Annotated in this window: 17 protein-coding genes; 5 read left to right on the top strand and 12 right to left on the bottom strand. The window is 40.5% G+C overall.

Annotation, left to right across the window (positions count from 1 at the left end; translation table 11 throughout):
* Positions 1-31: 31 nt before the first annotated feature.
* Both GJU41_RS20365 and GJU41_RS20360 read right to left on the bottom strand, forming a co-directional pair.
* Positions 32-499 carry a CBO0543 family protein gene (locus tag GJU41_RS20365; protein WP_083328148.1) on the bottom strand — a complete coding sequence of 156 codons (468 nt, stop codon included), beginning with the start codon at positions 497-499 and terminating at the stop codon, positions 32-34.
* A complete protein-coding gene (locus GJU41_RS20360; RefSeq protein ID WP_070875826.1) occupies positions 492-983 on the bottom strand; it encodes a CBO0543 family protein in 492 nt (163 codons plus the stop codon). Before GJU41_RS20360 ends, GJU41_RS20365 begins: the two co-directional genes overlap by 8 nt.
* A 138-nt stretch (positions 984-1,121) precedes the next feature.
* On the opposite strand from GJU41_RS20360, the gene GJU41_RS20355 reads away from it, so the two are divergent.
* Positions 1,122-1,952 carry an STAS domain-containing protein gene (locus GJU41_RS20355; protein WP_070875827.1) on the top strand — a complete coding sequence of 277 codons (831 nt, stop codon included), beginning with the start codon at positions 1,122-1,124 and terminating at the stop codon, positions 1,950-1,952.
* A gap of 179 nt (positions 1,953-2,131) precedes the next feature.
* Here the strand turns inward: GJU41_RS20355 and GJU41_RS20350 are convergent, their stop codons facing one another.
* Genes GJU41_RS20350 through GJU41_RS20340 form a run of 3 tightly spaced genes read right to left on the bottom strand, consistent with a single transcriptional unit; the run spans position 2,132 to position 3,848 of the window.
* Positions 2,132-2,521 (bottom strand): DoxX family protein, encoded by a 390-nt coding sequence (locus tag GJU41_RS20350; RefSeq protein WP_070875828.1) that lies wholly within the window; start codon positions 2,519-2,521, stop codon positions 2,132-2,134.
* Positions 2,522-2,581: 60 nt separating this feature from the next.
* The gene (locus tag GJU41_RS20345) at positions 2,582-3,433 is read right to left on the bottom strand and encodes a M56 family metallopeptidase (RefSeq protein WP_070875829.1); all 852 of its coding nucleotides are present in this window, start codon (positions 3,431-3,433) and stop codon (positions 2,582-2,584) included.
* Between the two features lies 1 nt (position 3,434).
* Positions 3,435-3,848 (bottom strand): BlaI/MecI/CopY family transcriptional regulator, encoded by a 414-nt coding sequence (locus tag GJU41_RS20340; protein ID WP_070875830.1) that lies wholly within the window; start codon positions 3,846-3,848, stop codon positions 3,435-3,437.
* Between the two features lie 117 nt (positions 3,849-3,965).
* Here GJU41_RS20340 and GJU41_RS20335 point away from each other — a divergent pair, with 117 nt between their 5' ends.
* The 3 genes from GJU41_RS20335 to GJU41_RS20325 all read left to right on the top strand — a co-directional run bounded on the left by GJU41_RS20335 (position 3,966) and on the right by GJU41_RS20325 (position 8,272).
* Positions 3,966-4,871, top strand: a complete 906-nt coding sequence (locus GJU41_RS20335) for an exonuclease domain-containing protein (protein ID WP_154319413.1) — start codon at positions 3,966-3,968, stop codon at positions 4,869-4,871.
* 98 nt (positions 4,872-4,969) lie between these two features.
* Positions 4,970-6,517 (top strand): multicopper oxidase family protein, encoded by a 1,548-nt coding sequence (locus tag GJU41_RS20330; RefSeq protein WP_154319412.1) that lies wholly within the window; start codon positions 4,970-4,972, stop codon positions 6,515-6,517.
* A 321-nt stretch (positions 6,518-6,838) separates the two neighbouring features.
* A complete protein-coding gene (locus tag GJU41_RS20325) occupies positions 6,839-8,272 on the top strand; it encodes an amino acid permease (RefSeq protein ID WP_154319411.1) in 1,434 nt (477 codons plus the stop codon).
* Positions 8,273-8,752: 480 nt separating this feature from the next.
* On the opposite strand, the gene GJU41_RS20320 is transcribed toward GJU41_RS20325, so the two are convergent.
* The 4 genes from GJU41_RS20320 to GJU41_RS20305 form a co-directional block, all read right to left on the bottom strand.
* A complete protein-coding gene (locus GJU41_RS20320; RefSeq protein WP_070875833.1) occupies positions 8,753-9,118 on the bottom strand; it encodes a winged helix-turn-helix transcriptional regulator in 366 nt (121 codons plus the stop codon).
* Positions 9,119-9,216: 98 nt separating this feature from the next.
* Positions 9,217-10,203, bottom strand: a complete 987-nt coding sequence (locus GJU41_RS20315; protein WP_154319410.1) for a Gfo/Idh/MocA family protein — start codon at positions 10,201-10,203, stop codon at positions 9,217-9,219.
* A gap of 74 nt (positions 10,204-10,277) precedes the next feature.
* Complete coding sequence (locus GJU41_RS20310) at positions 10,278-10,964, bottom strand: MgtC/SapB family protein (RefSeq protein ID WP_133313060.1); 687 nt, start codon at positions 10,962-10,964, stop codon at positions 10,278-10,280.
* Positions 10,965-11,395: 431 nt separating this feature from the next.
* Positions 11,396-14,614 (bottom strand): efflux RND transporter permease subunit, encoded by a 3,219-nt coding sequence (locus GJU41_RS20305; protein ID WP_070875836.1) that lies wholly within the window; start codon positions 14,612-14,614, stop codon positions 11,396-11,398.
* Between the two features lie 219 nt (positions 14,615-14,833).
* Between GJU41_RS20305 and GJU41_RS20300 the strand changes: the two genes are divergently transcribed.
* Positions 14,834-15,685: a TetR/AcrR family transcriptional regulator gene (locus GJU41_RS20300; protein ID WP_070875837.1), complete on the top strand. Its 852-nt coding sequence runs from the start codon at positions 14,834-14,836 to the stop codon at positions 15,683-15,685.
* A 252-nt stretch (positions 15,686-15,937) separates the two neighbouring features.
* Here GJU41_RS20300 and GJU41_RS20295 read toward each other — a convergent pair whose 3' ends face one another.
* From GJU41_RS20295 to GJU41_RS20285, 3 genes are all read right to left on the bottom strand, one after another.
* A complete protein-coding gene (locus tag GJU41_RS20295; RefSeq protein WP_070875838.1) occupies positions 15,938-16,552 on the bottom strand; it encodes a serine/threonine protein kinase in 615 nt (204 codons plus the stop codon).
* 33 nt (positions 16,553-16,585) lie between these two features.
* Complete coding sequence (locus GJU41_RS20290; protein ID WP_139149083.1) at positions 16,586-17,035, bottom strand: DUF6376 family protein; 450 nt, start codon at positions 17,033-17,035, stop codon at positions 16,586-16,588.
* A gap of 254 nt (positions 17,036-17,289) precedes the next feature.
* Entirely contained in the window at positions 17,290-17,604 is a 315-nt protein-coding gene (locus GJU41_RS20285; protein ID WP_070875839.1) for a hypothetical protein, read from the bottom strand.
* Positions 17,605-17,852: the final 248 nt, after the last annotated feature.

Raw genomic sequence — 17,852 nt, 5'->3', positions numbered from 1 at the left:
CAACAACCTATTGGCCGGTTCTCTTATTATCCTAATCATATGTAAATCCCTTTTGAAACCAAACGTAAAAAATCCGGATAATGACCAAAATCATAAAATTAACTAGAAAAGTCAACAGCCAGCTGTACCTGGTATACTCCATCAAATCTGTATATTCAGCAAGCAGCCACGCTGATAACTGAATGCCGAATGCGGATAAAGAAAAGTAAAGGAATTTGCGCCGAAAACCCTTCTTAGGATAACCAAGAATAAACAAGACTCCGATGGCCGGATAAAAAAGATAGTACAGGGTGAAGCTCATTTTTGTAGCATCTGGAAATTCCCTGAAAGGAAAATTCATTCTTCCCGACAGTGTTTGAATATAAACAAACAGCCAGCCAACCGATTGTGAAAATAAAAGAACAATTTGAGCATCTCTTCGTTTATTTTTTGGGATTTTCCACACTAGCAATAAAATGGCCAATCCCCAAAGTGAAATTAGAACAAGGATCTCACGCATGATTTTCTCCCTTGAGTCCTTTTTTAAACCACATGACATATTGATGATTCACCATCAGGATCAGCATGACTGAGAAGAATGTCCAGTACCATTTCCATTCATCATATTCCACAGAATCTGTGTACTTTTCAAGTATGACTTCAGCAATAGTAAAAACCCCAGAGAAGACGATTGCATAGAGCCACTTACTATGAATTTTTTTGGATGAAGGATAATAAAGACTAAACAAAATTGCCAGTACCGGGAACAAAAAAAACTCAAAGGTAAAGCTCGATTCATTTACCTGATTCTCCTTGCCGAATAGTTGAACAGGATAATAAATCCATCCCCTCTCGACGACAAATAAACCAGCTGCCCATGTCACTGAGCTCATTGAAAGAAAAGGCACCCAGGCTTCTCTGGCCCTCTCTTTCGGGACAAATTTCCAGATTAATAAAATACAGAGCACAATCGCACCTGCTATAATCCATCTTTCTATGATCATAATCTCTTTTCCCATTTCCATTTTTTTATTACTATCGGTTCAAATATAGAAAATTATGTGAGAAGGAATAGGATGTTGGATTTTTTTATGATAAAGTGATTGTACATAGGTCATATCTTTTATATGGGAGAGACGTTCATGAAAACAAAGGCGCTGCATGATTTCTTAAGGGAACAATCAGAGAAGATGACAGCCCGCTGGCTGGAATCCAGAACACACGAACCCGTGTCCGTCTATTCGATAGATGCTCCAGAAGATATAAGAGAAGAAATTCGGGAGCAAAATCAGCATTTCATTGATACGATCGTCAATCTTCTGGAAGATCCATCAGCAGATCGCGTCAGCAGCTGGGCTCAGGAGGTAGCAACAAAGCGGGCGATGTCTGAAACGCCTCTTTACCGTTCGATTCAGCAATTCAGACGATTTAGGGTGATCTTTTGGGATACCGTTGAAACCTATTTCTCCATTCATAAGGATGAAATTACTTCAGCGGATATTCTTCATTGGAGCAAAAACATCCACTCTGCTTTTGATCATGCAATCGAACTCTTCACCCGCTACTATCACCAGGTGTCAGAAGCAAGAATGGAAGCTCATAAAACCATGATCTATAAATTAACAACCCCCATCATTCCCATTTCAGATGAAATAGGCGTACTGCCGATCGTTGGCGATATTGATACACACAGGGCCATGCTTATTTCAGAGAGCGCCATTAAAAAAGCCGAGCAGCTGAACTTAAGCCATATTGTGATTGATATGTCCGGCGTTTTACTGATAGATACAATGGTTGCGGGCCAGCTATTTAAAATGATTCAAATGATGAATTTACTTGGCATCGAGGTCACGATAACAGGCATTCGCCCAGAAATCGCCCAAACCTCAATCCAGCTCGGGATCGACTTCGGAAACCTTGGTACCTTCGGGCAGCTTAAACACGCATTAAAGTTTTTATATAAAGAGAATTAAGAAAAGCGCAAGCCCCCGTTTAGCGCAGGCAGACAGATAAGGATCCGGCAGAAAAGGCGCTTTTTGCCAATACTTGCGGATCCGTTCTGGCCGATGAGCCTGAGCGATTCAGCTTGCCATCGAAGCGCAAAATTTTATACTTTCTTATCTCTTAAAAAAGACGTGCAGCACGTCTTTTTTTAGTCTTTATTTTTAAACATGAGCTGCTCCATCGAAAGAAATTTACTGCCGCTCAAAACAAGAAAGGCTGACATTGCAAGCAGGGCCGCATCCAATTCGTATCCGCCGATAAATTCACTGCCAAGTTTAGCTGTAAAGATGGCTCCGAGCATAATCAGCCCGAAAAGAGCAGCAATAATTCTAGTGCCCAGACCAAGTATTAAGAGGATTCCTCCCGCAGCCTCTATTACGGCTATAGGATAAGCTAGAAAACCAGGAATTCCTATACTGTCAAAAAATCCTGCTGTTTGTTCTATTCCTCCCTGAAATTTCGCTAAGCCGTGCACGAAAAAAATAAATCCTAAAGCGATGCGGACAATTAGTCCGCCAAGTTCTGCATTCTTTTTCATATGTAAAACACTCCTTTATTATTTTATACTACACGACGTAGTGTTAACCCTTAAAATTTTTTAAGACAGCTCAATCAAAAACATCGAGAGCAGCATAAAGAAAACCAGCATAGAGACCGCGGCCTTTTTTAGCGGAAATTCTAATGGAGTCTCTGCGAATGGATCAAGAATTTTTTGGATTCTGAGATTTATTGCCGTATCAGCAAATGGGGCATACGAGAATGATAATAGCTTCTTTTTTTGATTTGTTTTCAAGATTTTGAGCAGCGCACTTCCCAAATCTGCTGAAGACTGCAGGCTGCAGATGGCATAATGATCTGCCAGCAATTCGCGGATGGTTCTGTATTTTTGGTAAAACCAGCTGAGAATCGGAATATACCACATCACCGATGAGCATACGGATAATACAAACAGCTTCAGTGGATCCCTATTTTTTTGATGATAAATTTCATGAAAAACAACGGCCTGTCTTTCTCCTTCATCAAGCAAATTCAAAAGTCCGGCAGAAAGAATGATTTTCGGACGAAAAAACCCCATCGTCAAAGAAAGGACAGCATCCTCGTCAATCACCTGGATGGTCTCTTTTGGCAATGAAAATTGCCGATTGTATTGAGCCGTTAAAGCTGTGTTCATCTTTTCAGCCATTTTTTTATGAATGGTATATGAGAGATACAGCTGTTTCACAATCTTGTAGACTGTCATGGAGACGGTCGCATAAATAATCACTTCCAGTAAATACTCAAGCGACGTAAACCCTAGGGATTGAAGAGCTGTGCTGCACAATTGAATCAGGTTAAACTCAATCGGAAGGCCAAGCAATTTGCGAAAAAGATAAATCGTCATTTGAATAAGCAGGACCATTGAGACGGACACACAAGCTAAAAATACTTGTTTTGATCTTTTTTCCCACATTCTACTTTTCCTTTTTCATTTCTTTTATTTTTTGCTCAAGCTTTGCAATCAAGTTTTCATCTGCTTCCTCTATGCTGTCAATCATATGACTCACGACAATTTGTCCAAACTCGTCAATCAGTCCGTTTGTAAGCTCTTTGGATTGTGCCTCGAGAAACTCTTCCTTTGTCAGGACCGGGCGGTATAATGATCCTCTTCCCTCAGAGCGTTTCATCAGAACATCCTTATCGACAAGCCGGTTCATGACAGTCATCACCGTGTTAAAGCTCATTTTTTTCTCTTTTTCAAGCCTCTGCTGAACATCTTTGATCGACAGCTCAGATGAACACCAAAGGATATTCATAATCTTAGCTTCTAATGGACCAAAAAATCGATTTAACCCTTTTTCATTGAATTTAAAATGCTGGATTTTCACAATAACAACACCTCACACTACACATTGTAATGTGCAAATACTCCCGAGTCAAATGATTCTTAAAGTTGTTTCAATCTAATAATAGATGGTAGATTAGTAGAAAGGGGGAAAACGAGCATGATTCTTACCGGAATGATTCTTGATGTGGAAACAACAGGCCTGTCGCCCATTCAGGACGAAATGATTGAAATTGGTTTCCTGCTGTTCCGTTATGATACAGATACAGATGTTTTTTTAGAAACGCTTGAAGAGCATTCGTACTTAAGAGAGCCTCTGTCTCTTTCAGCCAGAAAAAATTATGAATTTGCCTTTCGAATCCATTCAATTCCTTTTGAAGATGTTAAGGGCAGATCATTTGATGATACAAAGGTAACGTCAGCGATTCAGAGGGCTGATTTTATTATTGCTCATAATGCTTCTTTTGACAGAAGCTTCACCGCCAAAATGTACCCAGAGCTGCATTCAAAGAAATGGTACTGCTCTGCCAGAAATATACCGTGGAAAAAATACGGATATCAAAGTGCCAAGTTAATCAGCCTATTACATAGTCACAAACTGGCTGCCGTCCAGACTCACCGTGCTCTCGATGATGTGAAGCAGCTGCACCTGCTGCTGAAAAGCTCGAATTACGAAGGCAAATCTTATTTGCAGGTCGCTTTAACAGAACCTGCTTCTGCACCAAAGGCAAAGTCCATTAAATGTTCGCTTTCGGGTGTAAAACAGAAAAGGGCAGACGGAACGAGTCCGCAAACCTATCTGCCCCATATTACTCCAAACGAAACACTGCTGCTCAAAAAAGAAGAGCAGACAGATCGGTTTCATGTGTATACAACGGACCGCAACTATCTTGGCTTCATCGGTGCTGCCCAAAGCAAAAAGCTGACTGGCTATTTAAAAGAATCTTTTCAGCTCACAGCGAAAGTTATCGAAAAGCTTGTGAATGAAAAAGGAGAGCACGGCTGCAGGGTAGAGATTATGATTGAAAAACAGGCGAAGAAAAAAGAGCCTTTGTTTAACCATTAAAAGAACAGCGTGCAGCTGTTCTTTTTTTGTTTGCAAATGAGCGCAGAGTTTCTGAATAGAATGAATGTATAGTGATAATGGAAAGGAGAAGTTTGCCGATGACACATAAATCTCCTGAGCTTACTAAGTTTACAGATGCCTTGCCTATTATTCCGCTATTGAAACCTCATCAAAAAGAGAAAAACTTTACGTATTATAAAGTGAGAATGACCGAATGCAGGCTAACCCTTCACAGCGAATTAAATACTTCTACTCTCTGGTGCTATGAAAACTCTTTTCCAGGTCCGACAATTGAGGTCGAAAGAGGAGAAAAAACCTATATTAAATGGATGAACAAGCTTCCGACTAACCATTTTTTGCCCGTCGATTATACTGTTCACGGTGCTCATAAAGATGTTCCTGAAGTGAGAACAGTCGTTCATGTGCATGGCGCCAGTGTTGAATGGGAAAGCGACGGGTATCCTGAGGCGTGGTTTACTAAAGGGTTTAAGCAAACAGGTCCCTACTTCAGAAAAAAAGTGTACGATTATGAAAATGACATGCGTCCGTGTACACTTTGGTATCATGATCATGCTCTCGGTATTACAAGATTAAATATTTATGCTGGTCTCGCAGGATTTTATCTTATACGCGATCAGCATGAACGATCATTGAATCTGCCTTCCGGAAAATATGAAATACCGCTGATGATACAAGATAAATCATTTAATAAAGATGGTTCCCTCTATTATCCTAAGCAGCCCGAAAATCCAGTTCCGGAGCTTGAGGTATCAATCGCACCTGAATTTTTTGGAGACGTCAATTTAGTGAATGGTAAAGTATGGCCTTATTTAAATGTTGAGCCTCGAAAATACAGGTTCAGATTGCTTAATGCAGCAAACTCCCGTTTTTATTTATTGAAGCTTGATTCCGGCCAGCTTTTTTATCAAATCGGAACGGAAAGAGGATTGATGGAATATCCAATTGGTGTTCAGGAAATCATGCTGGCTCCGGCTGAACGGGCAGACATCATCGTTGATTTCACGAATTTAGAGGGAAGGAAAATCATTTTGCAAAATCACGCAAAAGCGCCTTTTCCAAGCGGCGATATACCTGATCAGAATGCAGCCGCGGTCATGGAATTCAGAGTGTCGCTTCCACTCTCCGCAATCGATACGAGTGCCATTCCATCTTACCTTGGACCATATCCGGCCTTTAAGGAGAACTCTATCTCGACGACGCGGTTCTTAACTCTGGATGACAAGCATGATCAATATGGCCGCGAGCTGATGTTATTGGACAATAAAACATGGGATGATCCTATAAGCGAAAAACCTAAACTTGGCACAGTTGAAATCTGGCACCTGATCAATTTAACTGATGATACCCATCCCATTCATATTCACCTCGTCGACTTCCAGATTCTTGATCGAAGGCCATTTGATGCAGAGAAGTTTAAACAGGAGAAAGTCATTTCTTATACAGGTATTAGTATTCCCCCAGAACCTCAAGAAAGAGGCTGGAAAGACACCGTCAGAGCAAATCCAGATCAAGTAACCAGAATCATTATGAAGTTTGGACCCTACACTGGACTCTATGTTTGGCATTGTCATATGCTTGAGCACGAAGATTATGAAATGATGAGGCCATTTATCGTTATACGCTAAATATTTGTGTGAAAGATCAACTTATAGATGAGTTGATCTTTTTTTAGTCTTTCATTACAAAGCATGGCAGTTGTCCTATGAATTCACCTGCAATTTATACTGCTTCTTGTATAATTATTCTAAAATAGCCTTCTCCCTATAAAAACACTAATACCATAACAATATAGATTTCTAATAATCCCCATTTCATAGACTTAAAGACTCATTGTTTTAAAAAAGCAGTATTTTTTATAAAAAATATTAATTTTCATATAATACTAAATAGTGATAAAATAATGGAGATTTTATAATATTGTAAACGCTTACTTATAGGAGGGCTTCATGTTAAATCAGAATCAGGAATTGAAAAAGGAATTAAAAGAAAGGCATATTTTGATGATTGCACTTGGCGGTGTAATTGGTACAGGACTATTCCTGAGCACTGGGTATACGATTGGCGAGGCGGGGCCCGGGGGAGCCATACTCGCCTATCTGATTGGCGGATTTGTCATGTATTTGACCATGCTTTGCCTCGGTGAATTGGCCGTTGCAAACCCTCACGTAGGATCCTATCAAACTTACGCAACGAAGTTTATATCACCGGGAGCTGGCTATGTGGTAGGCTGGATGTCATGGCTGAATTGGTCCGTCACAATTGGGCTTGAACTGCTTACAGTCAGTATTTTGATGAAGCGCTGGTTTCCGGACGTTTCTCCGTGGATTTGGTGCATCGTATTCGCCATTTTGCTTTTTTGCATCAATGCCTTGTCTACAAAAAGCTTTGCAGAAGTTGAGTTTTGGTTTGCAAGCATCAAGGTAATTACTGTGTTAGCCTTTATTCTTTTAGGCGGAGCTGCCATGTTTGGATTTCTTGAAATGGGCGGCGGGGAGCCTGCACCATTTTTAAGCAATTATACGGATCACGGCGGATTGTTTCCGCACGGAATAGCGGCAATTCTAATTACGATGATTGGCGTGAATTTTTCTTTTCAGGGAACGGAACTCGTTGGAGTTGCAGCTGGAGAGAGTGAGAATCCTGAAAAAACAATTCCAAAAGCCATCAACAATACAGCTTGGCGCATTCTTATTTTCTTTGTTCTCTCTGTTTTTGTATTGGCTGGATTGTTTCCATGGAAAGAAGCAGGACTTGTGGAAAGCCCGTTTGTGGTTGTATTTGATAACATTGGGATTCCATATGCGGCTGACATTATGAACTTTGTTATTATCACTGCTGTACTATCAGTAGCAAACTCTGGATTATACGCTACATCCCGTATGCTCTGGTCGATGTCCAGACAGGGGATGATTCATGAAAGATTCGGGAAGCTGAATAAAAGCGGAGTACCAATCAACGCTCTTATTGCAAGCATGGTCGTAGGATGCTTGTGCCTATTATGCGGTTTTTTTGCCGAAGACACGGTATACTTGTGGCTGCTGTCTATCGCCGGTTTTGGAGCAGTGTTTGTATGGGCATCCATCGCTCTTTCCAACTACTTAGGCAGAAAACAATTTTTGAATAACGGCGGAAAAATCAGTGATCTTAAGTTCAGAACGCCATTTTATCCAATTGTTCCTCTGGCTGCGCTATCTGCCAATGTACTGGTGATGGTAAGTCTTGCTTTTATTCCAGACCAAAGAATGGCCCTTTACTGCGGAATACCTTTTCTGATCGGATGTGCTTTATATTATCGTTTTTCAGCGAAGGACAAGATGATGAAGAAGGGCTTCGTCCAAGATCAGGACTTAATGGAAACGGATAGAGAAAAAATCATATAGCATTTAAAAAGAAAAAGGACCAATAATAAAGTACGTTCGTTTAGGAGCATCACAATTAGCAAAGGGAAATACAAAAAGACTCGTCGAATGACGAGTCTTTTGAATGCAATGGGATTGTACTTTGCATCCATTCGATTCCTCTGTTAAAGCCCCCTGCGGGAAACAGCGGGAAATGGTTGATTCCATTTTACAGCCGCCATTTTGTATTTTTGTCCTCATACAGCGTGGTTGATTCCATTTTACAGCCGCCATTTTGTATTTTTGTCCTCATACAGCGTGGTTGATTCCATTTTACAGCCTACATTCTGGATTTTTGTCCTCATACAGCGTATTTGATTCCATTTTACAGCCTACATTCTGGATTTTTGCCCTCACAACCCGCAGCCGAACCGCGGAAAGTAACGGACAACATGTTTAATCCAAAACAACAATCTATGAGAAAATAGCCTTAAGAAAAATGATTCCCTTGCACATTCCCCGCTAGATATTCAAAATGTTATCCTCAAGCACAGCTGATTTATCTCCATATACTTTTTCAATATGCTGAAGTCCCCAGGCAGATAAGGACTCAAGAATTGCTGTGACACTCCATCCATACTCGCTTAGTTCATATTCCACTTTTGGAGGAACTTGATTATAGGTTATGCGGTTGATGATTCCATCTTCTTCTAGCTCCCTCAGCTGCTGTGTCAGCATTTTTTGGGTGATGCTCGGCATCAGCTTTTTCAGCTCTCCCGTGCGTTTTTTCCCCCGCATTAAGTGACAAAGAATTACACATTTCCACTTTCCGCCGATCACTTCGAGAGCTGCTTCTACCGGAATGTTATACCGCTTTGTTTCTGCCATTGTCATGTTCCTCCTTAGTTAACGGGGTATTTCTTTTTATTATAGCCACTTATGAAGGATTTCCTCAAAGCATAGAAAAACCAATCCTGAGGATTGGTTTATTTTTGATCAGCCGGATATACAACGCCGATTTGTTTTCTCGCTTCATCCATAACTTCCATTACCTTTATTGAATTTTCATAGGTATTGATTGATGATTCATAAAGATCATTTTGGATTAAATCGATGAATTCCTTCATTTCATAATACATCGTGTCTTCTTTTTGAGGTTTTGTAATATCTTCTGTTCTTCCGTCACGGTAGCGAATTTCTACTTTTTCAATCGTACTGATCCGGTCAATAACGATCGTGCCATCTTCACCTTGAATTTCAGATGGAAGAGCTGAGTCTGTGATCTTGGAATACATCATCACAGCGTCTTTGTCTTTATATTGAAGAAGAATGCTTCCCTCTCCATCCACACCCGAGCTTAAAAGCAAGCCGCTCGCTTTGATGGTATCAGGTTTTCCGAACAGAACGATCGAAGGATAAAGTGCATAGATTCCGATGTCCATAAGTGATCCGTTTGAGAATGCCGGATCGAATGCATTCAGCACAGTTCCTGAGCGATAGGCATCATAACGAGATGAGTATTGGCAGTAGCTGGCAATATATCTTCTTACGGTGCCAATTTTGTGCAGGTTTTCCTGAATGCTTCTGAAGTTAGGCAAGAACGTTGATTTCATCGCTTCCATCAGCAGAACGCGGTTTTCTTTTGCAGTCTGTATCATTTCAGAAATCTCTTTAACGTTTGACGCAAGCGGCTTTTCACACAGCACGTGCTTTTTGTGATTCATGAATAAAATGGCCTGCTCTGCGTGCAGGGAGTTGGGGCTAGCTATGTATACGGCATCAATTTCATCGCTTTTTGCCATGCTTTCTAAATCTGTAAATACAGTCTCTACACCATATTTCGCAGCAAATTCTTCAGCTTTTTCGCTGGTCCTTGAATAAACGGCTTTCAGCGAAAAATCCTCGATTTGCATGGCAGCATTTAATAAGCGGTCTGTGATCCAGTTTGTTCCGATAATTCCAAAGCGTATCAATTTTGTTCCTCCTATATACCTTGTTTGCTATTACAATACCATATGTATAAGCAAACGTCTTCACTGACGCTTGCTTATATGAGTTCAACCTCAACCGACTCTATGCCTTGTACTTCTTTTATGTCCTCATATACGTCTGAAGTATAGCGGTCATTTTTTATCAGCAGGAGCAAGTCTACCGTTCTTAATTCACGATCGGTAATGTCTTTAATCTTTACCCATTTTATTTTCATATCTTTTTTGCGGAGCACATGAAGGATATCCGATATATTCACATTAACAGGAACAGTGAGCTTTACCTTCAATTCTTTAAGTCTGAGCGTCTTAGGTCCAAGCTTTTTAACTAACGGAGCAATGATTTCAATTGATCCTATCATGAAAATAAGGGCTATGAGTGCTTCCTGATAAAATCCGGCTCCAATAGCAATTCCAAGTCCCGCAGCTCCCCAAATCATCGCAGCAGTTGTAAGCCCGCTTATGACATCATTGCTTCTGCGGAGAATCGCTCCCGCTCCCAAAAATCCGACGCCTGAAACGATTTGCGCTGCAAGTCTGAGCGGATCCATCGGACGATTATAATCATTTGAAAATGTATAAGCTGCTTCAATTGAAATCACGGTTAACAGACAGGAGCTTACCGCAATGATAATCGTGGTTTTCAATCCGAGCGGCTTTTTCTTAATTTCCCGCTCAAGTCCGATAATAATTCCAACCAGCAGGGATAAAAACAATTTGATAATTGTATGCTGATGAACAATAATATCCTCCAAGATCCTCACCCTTTTCTTTGTCTATAGTCTGCTCATTTTATTTCAATCATTATACCATTCGGCAACCGCTGTTTATATGTGTATTTTGTCGAGCTCTTACTCCGAATTAACTGAGTTTATTCTAACAGCCTGCATATTATTCAATTTGGGGTTGGTTATAGAATTTTGGCCCCCAGATTAGACCCAGAAATCAGCTTTATAATGATTTTTGATCAGCGGAGTCCTTTCAGATAATCTGCTTTTCTTCGACGGCCACAGAGAAAGTTTTATTAGCGGGATCTATTTTTATGTTTATTTAGCCATTTATCTTATTGAAAAACTGGACTTTCCATTTTTTAGCCGAAGTCAATCATCATCAGCTATATTTCTTATCTGAAAAGCCAAATGAAAAAGCACCACTCAGGGTGCTTTTTCAATGAGCCTTATTCTTCCTCAACTGCTCTCGTTTTTTTCCGTCTGAATTTGCTCATCATTTCATAAACAATTGGAACAATCAGAAGTGTCAGCAGCGTCGAGCTCGTTAACCCGCCGATTACTGTGACTCCAAGTCCTTTTGAAATGATGCCGCTGCCGCCTTCGATTCCGATTGCAAGCGGGATGAGCGCTCCAATAGTAGCGATTGCTGTCATCAGGATTGGACGAAGACGTGTTGTTCCTGCTTCAAGAAGTGCGTCTCTAGTAGACAGGCCTTCACGCTCTTTGTGAATAACGCGGTCAATCAGGACAATCGCGTTTGTTACAACGATACCGATCAGCATTAATGCACCAATCATTGCGTTAATACTGATGGTTTCACCTGCAATCAATAATCCGACCAATGCACCGATCACGGTAAACGGAAGAGAGAACAAAATCGCAAAAGGTGCAAGTCCGCCGCCGAATGTTATCACTAGAACAAGGTAAACAATGGCTATAGCAGCAAGCATAGCAAGGCCAAGCTGTGTAAAGGATTCCTGAATGTCTTCTGTTACTCCGCCTGTATCAATGTCAACACCTGACGGTAAGTCTAGACTATCCACTTTCTTTTGAACTTCCGCAGATGCTTTCGCAACATCATCGGTTGTCAATTCTCCGGAAACCTGTACGTAAATGCGGCCGTCACGACGTGTTACGGTATCTGAAGTTTTTCCTTCTTCAACTGTTACGACATCACCGATTTTCACTTCTTTGCCAAGCGGTGAAGTGATTGTTTTTTCGGTTAAATCTTCTACATTTTCATACGTTTCTTTCTCTGTTTGAAGATAGACGTTTAGTTCTTCTCCGTCTTTTTCAACTTGAGTGAGAACTGGACGCTCTCTTTGCGGACTAAGCTCCATGCCGATTTGGCCTGCGGTTAAACCGAGTTTGCTCAGTTCTTCCTGATTCGCAACAAGGGTATATTCATCGTAGGACTCAGCAAGGCTTGAGCTTACGTTTTTAAAGCTTCCATTGTCATTCATGATTTTTTCAATTTCTCCGACAGTCGGCTCAATATCTTCTATTTGATTTCCATAAACAAAGAATTGAACTTCGTTGCTGCCAGCGCTCTGAGTGAAGTCCTGTGCAGCCCATTCGCCCTGAGCGGTCTCAGCTTGAAGATCTTCAATCACTTTCTCTTTTTCCTTATCAAAATTCTCTGTATCATCTTCATACTCGATAAAGAAAACGGCACTGTTTGAGTCGCCTGGGCTCATAGGGTTTTCGCTTCCTAAAGAGAACTGCACTAACGATACATCTTTACGGTCCATTAACAGTTTTTCTGCTTTTGTAACCACTTCTTCAACTTGATCTTTCGTTTCACCAGGTGCAGGCTTGTAAGTTGCATAGACAAGCTTCTGTTCTTCTGACGGCAAGAAGCTGACGCCGATAACCGGAACAAGGAATAAGCTGCCGACAAGCATCAGGACTGCAAGGCCTGATGTAATCCATTTATGGTTCAGTGACCAATTTAAGATGCTTCTGTATGCACCAGTCATTTTCCCTGGTTTGTGTTCTTCATGCTTTTTAGCCGTTTCGCCGTATAGGCCTTTTTTGAACAGGCTATGTGCGAGCATTGGCACAATTGTAACGGCAACAACTAATGAAGCAAGCAAGGCAAAAACAATTGTTAATGCGAATGGAAGGAATAATTCTCCGATAACGCCATTAACAAGAGCCAGCGGCAGGAAGACAGCAATTGTTACAATTGTTGAAGACATAATCGGAACAAACATTTCCTTTGTAGCTTCCCGTACTAAGCTCATTCCTTTTAACTTCTCGCCCTGCAGCGACATTCTCCGGTAAATATTTTCAATGACAACGATTGAATCATCAACCACACGGCCAATGGCAACCGTCATGGCACCGAGTGTCATAATATTAAGCGTAATGTCCATTTGCTTTAATAAAAGAACAGCTATTAATAAAGATAATGGAATGGAAACTACTGAAATCAAGGTTGATTTGATATCTCTTAAGAATAAGAGAATAATGATAATCGCGAAAACAGCGCCAAATAATGCTTTGCTCAGCATCGTGCTGACGGATTCTTCAATTGGTTCAGCCTGATCGAGCGTAGAGAGGATCTTAAGGTTATCATACTCTTTTTCAAAACCATCAAGCTCTTCTTTTACAGCATTTGCAACATCAACTGTATTTGCATCTGCTGATTTAACGATTTGTAGGCCGATTGCTTCTTCACCGTTTGTTCTGGAAATCGATTCTGCTTCACCTACTGTTTTAATATCAGCAAGCTCTGACAGCTTTACAGTCGGAAGCTCTATGTCCTGCGCAGCAGGCGGTGTCTGTCCGGCTGCTGGCGCTTGAGCTGATCCTGGTGCCTGTCCTTTAGTCTCGGCTGATCCTGCTGGATTCTGCTCTGATTCCGGAGCAGTCTGTCCCGCCATACCGCTTTGGCCTTGTCCAGAAGCACCTCCGGCCGGCGTAATTGGAATCTCCATATTCTTTAAATCTTCCATTGTCAGGATGTTTCCATCTACAATAACAGATTGTTCTTTATCCCCGAACGTATATAATCCAAGAGGAAAACGAACATCGGAGCCTTTAATCATATTTTGAACGGTTTCTTCATCTAAGCCGTATTCCTCAAGCTTCTCTTCTTTAAAAGAAAACTGCACTTCTTCAACTTGCTGGCCTGAAACCTGAACAGAAGAAACACCTTCCAGTCCTTTTATTGCCGGTACAATTTCATCTTCGGCAAGCGCAGTCAAATCACTTAGTGATTGTTCATCATCTGATATACTTAAAGCCAGAATTGGAAAAGCATTGATGCTGAGCCTTGAAATATCTGAATCATTTACTCCATCTGGCAATGAGAGATCTGAAACAGTGCTTTTTACTTCTTCCACTGCTTTATCCATATCTTTTTCGAATTCATATTCAATCTGAATGGATGAGGCATTTTGGAAGGATGTTGAGCTGACAACGTTCACTCCATTTAAATTTTGAACTGCCTGTTCAATCGGCTCTGTAACTTTTTCTGCTACTTCTTCCGGTGTAGCACCAGGATAGACAGTTGTGACTGTTACGATTGGTGTTGTGATGTTCGGAATGGTCTCAAGCTTCATATTCAAACCTGAGTAAAGTCCTGCAACGGTCACAATAATAGTAAGAAGCCAAACTGCAAATTTGTTTTTCAAAACAAAATTAATGATTTGATTCATGTTGTCCTCCGGTAATTTATATTTATTGACTGACTGGTCATAATAATTAATAATATAAATGACCAGTCGTTTACAGTCAATTATAAATAACCATTTGAACATGAATTCTTTGTAAATGTGAACATTCAGTCAGAAACATTCAATTAAGAACGTTACGCCCAAGTTATAACCCATGTATGTTTATACTCAATCTTTACTGTTAAATAAGGAGATTACACGATGAAGGAAAAAGAAAAGCGGATCATCGAAGCGGCTATGAGCCTTTTCGCTAAAAAAGGGGTTACTTCGACATCCATACAGGATATTGCGAACGAATGCGAAATTTCTAAAGGGTCATTTTACCTTTATTTTAAATCGAAGGAAGCTCTGCTGCTTGAAACATTCAAATATCATTTTGAGCTGATCCATTCAAAAATGGAGGCTGTGAAAGAGAAGGATCTGGAACCTCGGGCCCTTTTAATCGCTCAGCTTTCCTGCCAGCTGAGTGAGATTAATAAACATAAAGATTTCATTATTATGCAAATGAGAGAAAACGCCATACCCAATAATCCTTCAATGGCAGCTTTCATTCAAAAAATGAATGCAGATTCCAATCTTTTTGTTAAAAATGCGCTTCTATCTATTTACGGCGATGCAATTAAAGAATATATCTGGGATGTAAGCATGATCCTTCAGGGGATGATTCATTCTTATTTAAAATTCATTATCTTTGAAAAAGCGGAATTGGATTTTGATGAACTTGCTGCTTTTCTTTTAAACAGGGTGGATGATATTGCTGCAGGACTGAAAAGCTCGCAAGAAAAACCAATCCTTTCAGGTGAAGGCGAGAAAAACATCTTCTCTATATGTTCAGGAATAAGCCATGATGAAATATTAGCGAAAATTGAACACATCAAACATCAGCTATCAGGAGATCTTCAAGTCACACTTGAGGTAATTGAAGCAGAAATGAAGGAAGATTCACCGCGTATCCCTGTCATAAAGGGGATGCTTGCGAACTTAAATCAGGACTCTGCTTTAGCAGAGCTGCAGCAGAGCATTGCTGCTTATTATCAAATTAAACTATTATAGGCAAGAAAAGCGTATGCGCCCGTACTTTCTTATTTCAGAACAAAAGCGCAAGCGCCAAGGCCCGCGCAGGCAGGCAGATAAGTACCTGAGAGAAAAGTCCGGGTCCCGACTTTTCTCTCGGATTCGTTCTGACCGAGGATCTAGTCGCTTCCGCTTGCCGCAGATAACATTATTTAATTATCCACAACATTTTATAATTTCCTAAACAACAAAAAAAACGAGAGATCTCTTTTACCAGAAATCTCTCGTTTTTTATGATGGTAATGGAATCAGCTTTTTCTTGTACAGGGCTGCAATAAAATTCATCATGGCAGCAGGTATTTTTTTAGGGAAGTAGGTCTTTCGATAATATTTATGAAAAGCTGTTTTCAAATCGTCCCATTGGCTGCAATTTTTTGTTTGGCGGAACCGGGCAACATCAATCATTTTGATCTCGCCCCGATCATTAATGAATATATTGCGAAGGTGAATATCAGAGGGATTCAGCCCTCTTTCTTTAGCGTGCATAAGGGCTTTATCAATTTCCGCAATATGCTGATCTGTGATGAATATTCCCGTGCTGACACAATCAAAGAGGGTGCTTCCTTCAATATAATCAATGACTAAGAAGTTTTCCCCCGCTTCGTAAAGATTGGGGTAATACTCAATTCCCTGAAGAGTTCTGTAAATTTCTGCTTCTTCCTTTGCAATATGAGTAAAAGAAGGAAAGAACACTTTTAACGCTTTATTCTCATTCGGAAGCTTAAAAACAAATGCGCTCCGGCCAGCTCCGATGAAGGTTAAAGAAGAGTCATAGCCATGCAGCTTGGCACGGGTCCCTTTTCCTCCTATTATGACGCTATCTGCAAATTGCTTGTATCCTTTCATCCTGAGAACCTCCTTTCCTCTTTACCTTGCTCATTAAGATCCAAGCTGTTCAATTTGATCTAAGATCCCTTTCATTTCTGATACTGTTTTGACGATTTCAGAGTCCTCAAGAAGCTGAATGTTCCAATCTCCGTTTTTAATTTGCTCCAAAGCAGAATCAATTCCGCTTTCAAGGGTTTCGCTGTAACTGACAAGCTGATTATGGGCATCCAGAGCAATCTCCGGCGCTTCAGTTTCTTTAAATGTATTTATTTCTTCTTTCATATCATTTAAACTCTGCGCAAGCTCAGCTCTTGCTTCCTCATTATTTACAGCCTCTTCAGCAAGTGCCGGCAGCTCTTCTGCAAATGCACTTGCCTCATTAATATAATCCTTTGTATCATTTGCATACTGAAGGGAAGAATTCACACCTTCAAGTAAAGAACACCCGCTTAGAAACACTAATGACAAAACAGCCAATACTTTAAACATTTTCATCATCATACAGCTCCTTTAGGTACATTTTTATAAAAAAGAAAAGACGTCAGATCCAATTACTTGGTCATAACGTCTTTTTACGAAAGAGACTTCACCAAATAATCGGCAAAGGTCTCGCTAACAGCATCGCTGCCAGCAAAGCCGGGGAACATTCCCGTAATGACGACTTTGCTGTTAAAGCTACTCCCCTTTAAGGAAGAAATATTTAAGTTACTCTTATTATACACTCAGGCAAGCAGCGAGGTCAATTTTAGAGCTACCTATTTTCCTTGGCTGACAGAAATTTTTTCGCCCATCACAAAATAAAAACCGGCTGTTTTGATATCATGGACGACACTGTGCAGCCCCTCTTCCTCAAGCTTTGAAAATAAGCGATCAGCATTTAACACGTCAAAACTCAGCAGCTCTTCTTTATCCAATCCTGAGATCCGGACATCATCCAATAGCTGATTAAATTCTTCATCAGCAAACACATTAATGCCGACTTCATAAGCTGCAGCTCCTGTATCAGAGCCGTCAAGGTTGATTTCTTCTGATTTTAAATACCAAAAATCATAATAAATGTTGTCTGTCATGTTTTTCCCTCCAAGCAATTAAGCAAATAATTTTTATTGTATCAAAAATCAAGTCTCTATGTAAAAATGGGGCTGTTCAGAAAATATTTTTCTGCAAAAAATTATTGTTTCGATTTTAAATGTTGTTCGTTCCTTGCAGCTCCAGGAACTTGCTTTCCGCGGGGAGCGTGTGAGCCTCCTGATATGAACGAAACTGTCAAGGCTCCTCCCGCAGACCTTTTTTTGGACATCTTTAAGAAGAGAAGCGT

Source organism: Metabacillus idriensis (assembly GCF_009674765.1).
Taxonomy (GTDB): Bacteria; Bacillota; Bacilli; order Bacillales; family Bacillaceae; genus Bacillus_P; species Bacillus_P idriensis.
Note: the sequence above shows the minus strand (reverse complement) of the source record. Positions and strands in the feature narration are given on the sequence as shown.

Coding starts and splice junctions, on each gene's coding strand:
- GJU41_RS20365 (WP_083328148.1), bottom strand. CDS start 499: ATGCGTGAGATCCTTGTTCTAATTTCACTTTGGGGATTGGCCATTTTA.
- GJU41_RS20360 (WP_070875826.1), bottom strand. CDS start 983: ATGATCATAGAAAGATGGATTATAGCAGGTGCGATTGTGCTCTGTATT.
- GJU41_RS20355 (WP_070875827.1), top strand. CDS start 1,122: ATGAAAACAAAGGCGCTGCATGATTTCTTAAGGGAACAATCAGAGAAG.
- GJU41_RS20350 (WP_070875828.1), bottom strand. CDS start 2,521: ATGAAAAAGAATGCAGAACTTGGCGGACTAATTGTCCGCATCGCTTTA.
- GJU41_RS20345 (WP_070875829.1), bottom strand. CDS start 3,433: ATGTGGGAAAAAAGATCAAAACAAGTATTTTTAGCTTGTGTGTCCGTC.
- GJU41_RS20335 (WP_154319413.1), top strand. CDS start 3,966: ATGATTCTTACCGGAATGATTCTTGATGTGGAAACAACAGGCCTGTCG.
- GJU41_RS20330 (WP_154319412.1), top strand. CDS start 4,970: ATGACACATAAATCTCCTGAGCTTACTAAGTTTACAGATGCCTTGCCT.
- GJU41_RS20325 (WP_154319411.1), top strand. CDS start 6,839: ATGTTAAATCAGAATCAGGAATTGAAAAAGGAATTAAAAGAAAGGCAT.
- GJU41_RS20320 (WP_070875833.1), bottom strand. CDS start 9,118: ATGGCAGAAACAAAGCGGTATAACATTCCGGTAGAAGCAGCTCTCGAA.
- GJU41_RS20305 (WP_070875836.1), bottom strand. CDS start 14,614: ATGAATCAAATCATTAATTTTGTTTTGAAAAACAAATTTGCAGTTTGG.
- GJU41_RS20300 (WP_070875837.1), top strand. CDS start 14,834: ATGAAGGAAAAAGAAAAGCGGATCATCGAAGCGGCTATGAGCCTTTTC.
- GJU41_RS20295 (WP_070875838.1), bottom strand. CDS start 16,552: ATGAAAGGATACAAGCAATTTGCAGATAGCGTCATAATAGGAGGAAAA.
- GJU41_RS20290 (WP_139149083.1), bottom strand. CDS start 17,035: ATGATGATGAAAATGTTTAAAGTATTGGCTGTTTTGTCATTAGTGTTT.
- GJU41_RS20285 (WP_070875839.1), bottom strand. CDS start 17,604: ATGACAGACAACATTTATTATGATTTTTGGTATTTAAAATCAGAAGAA.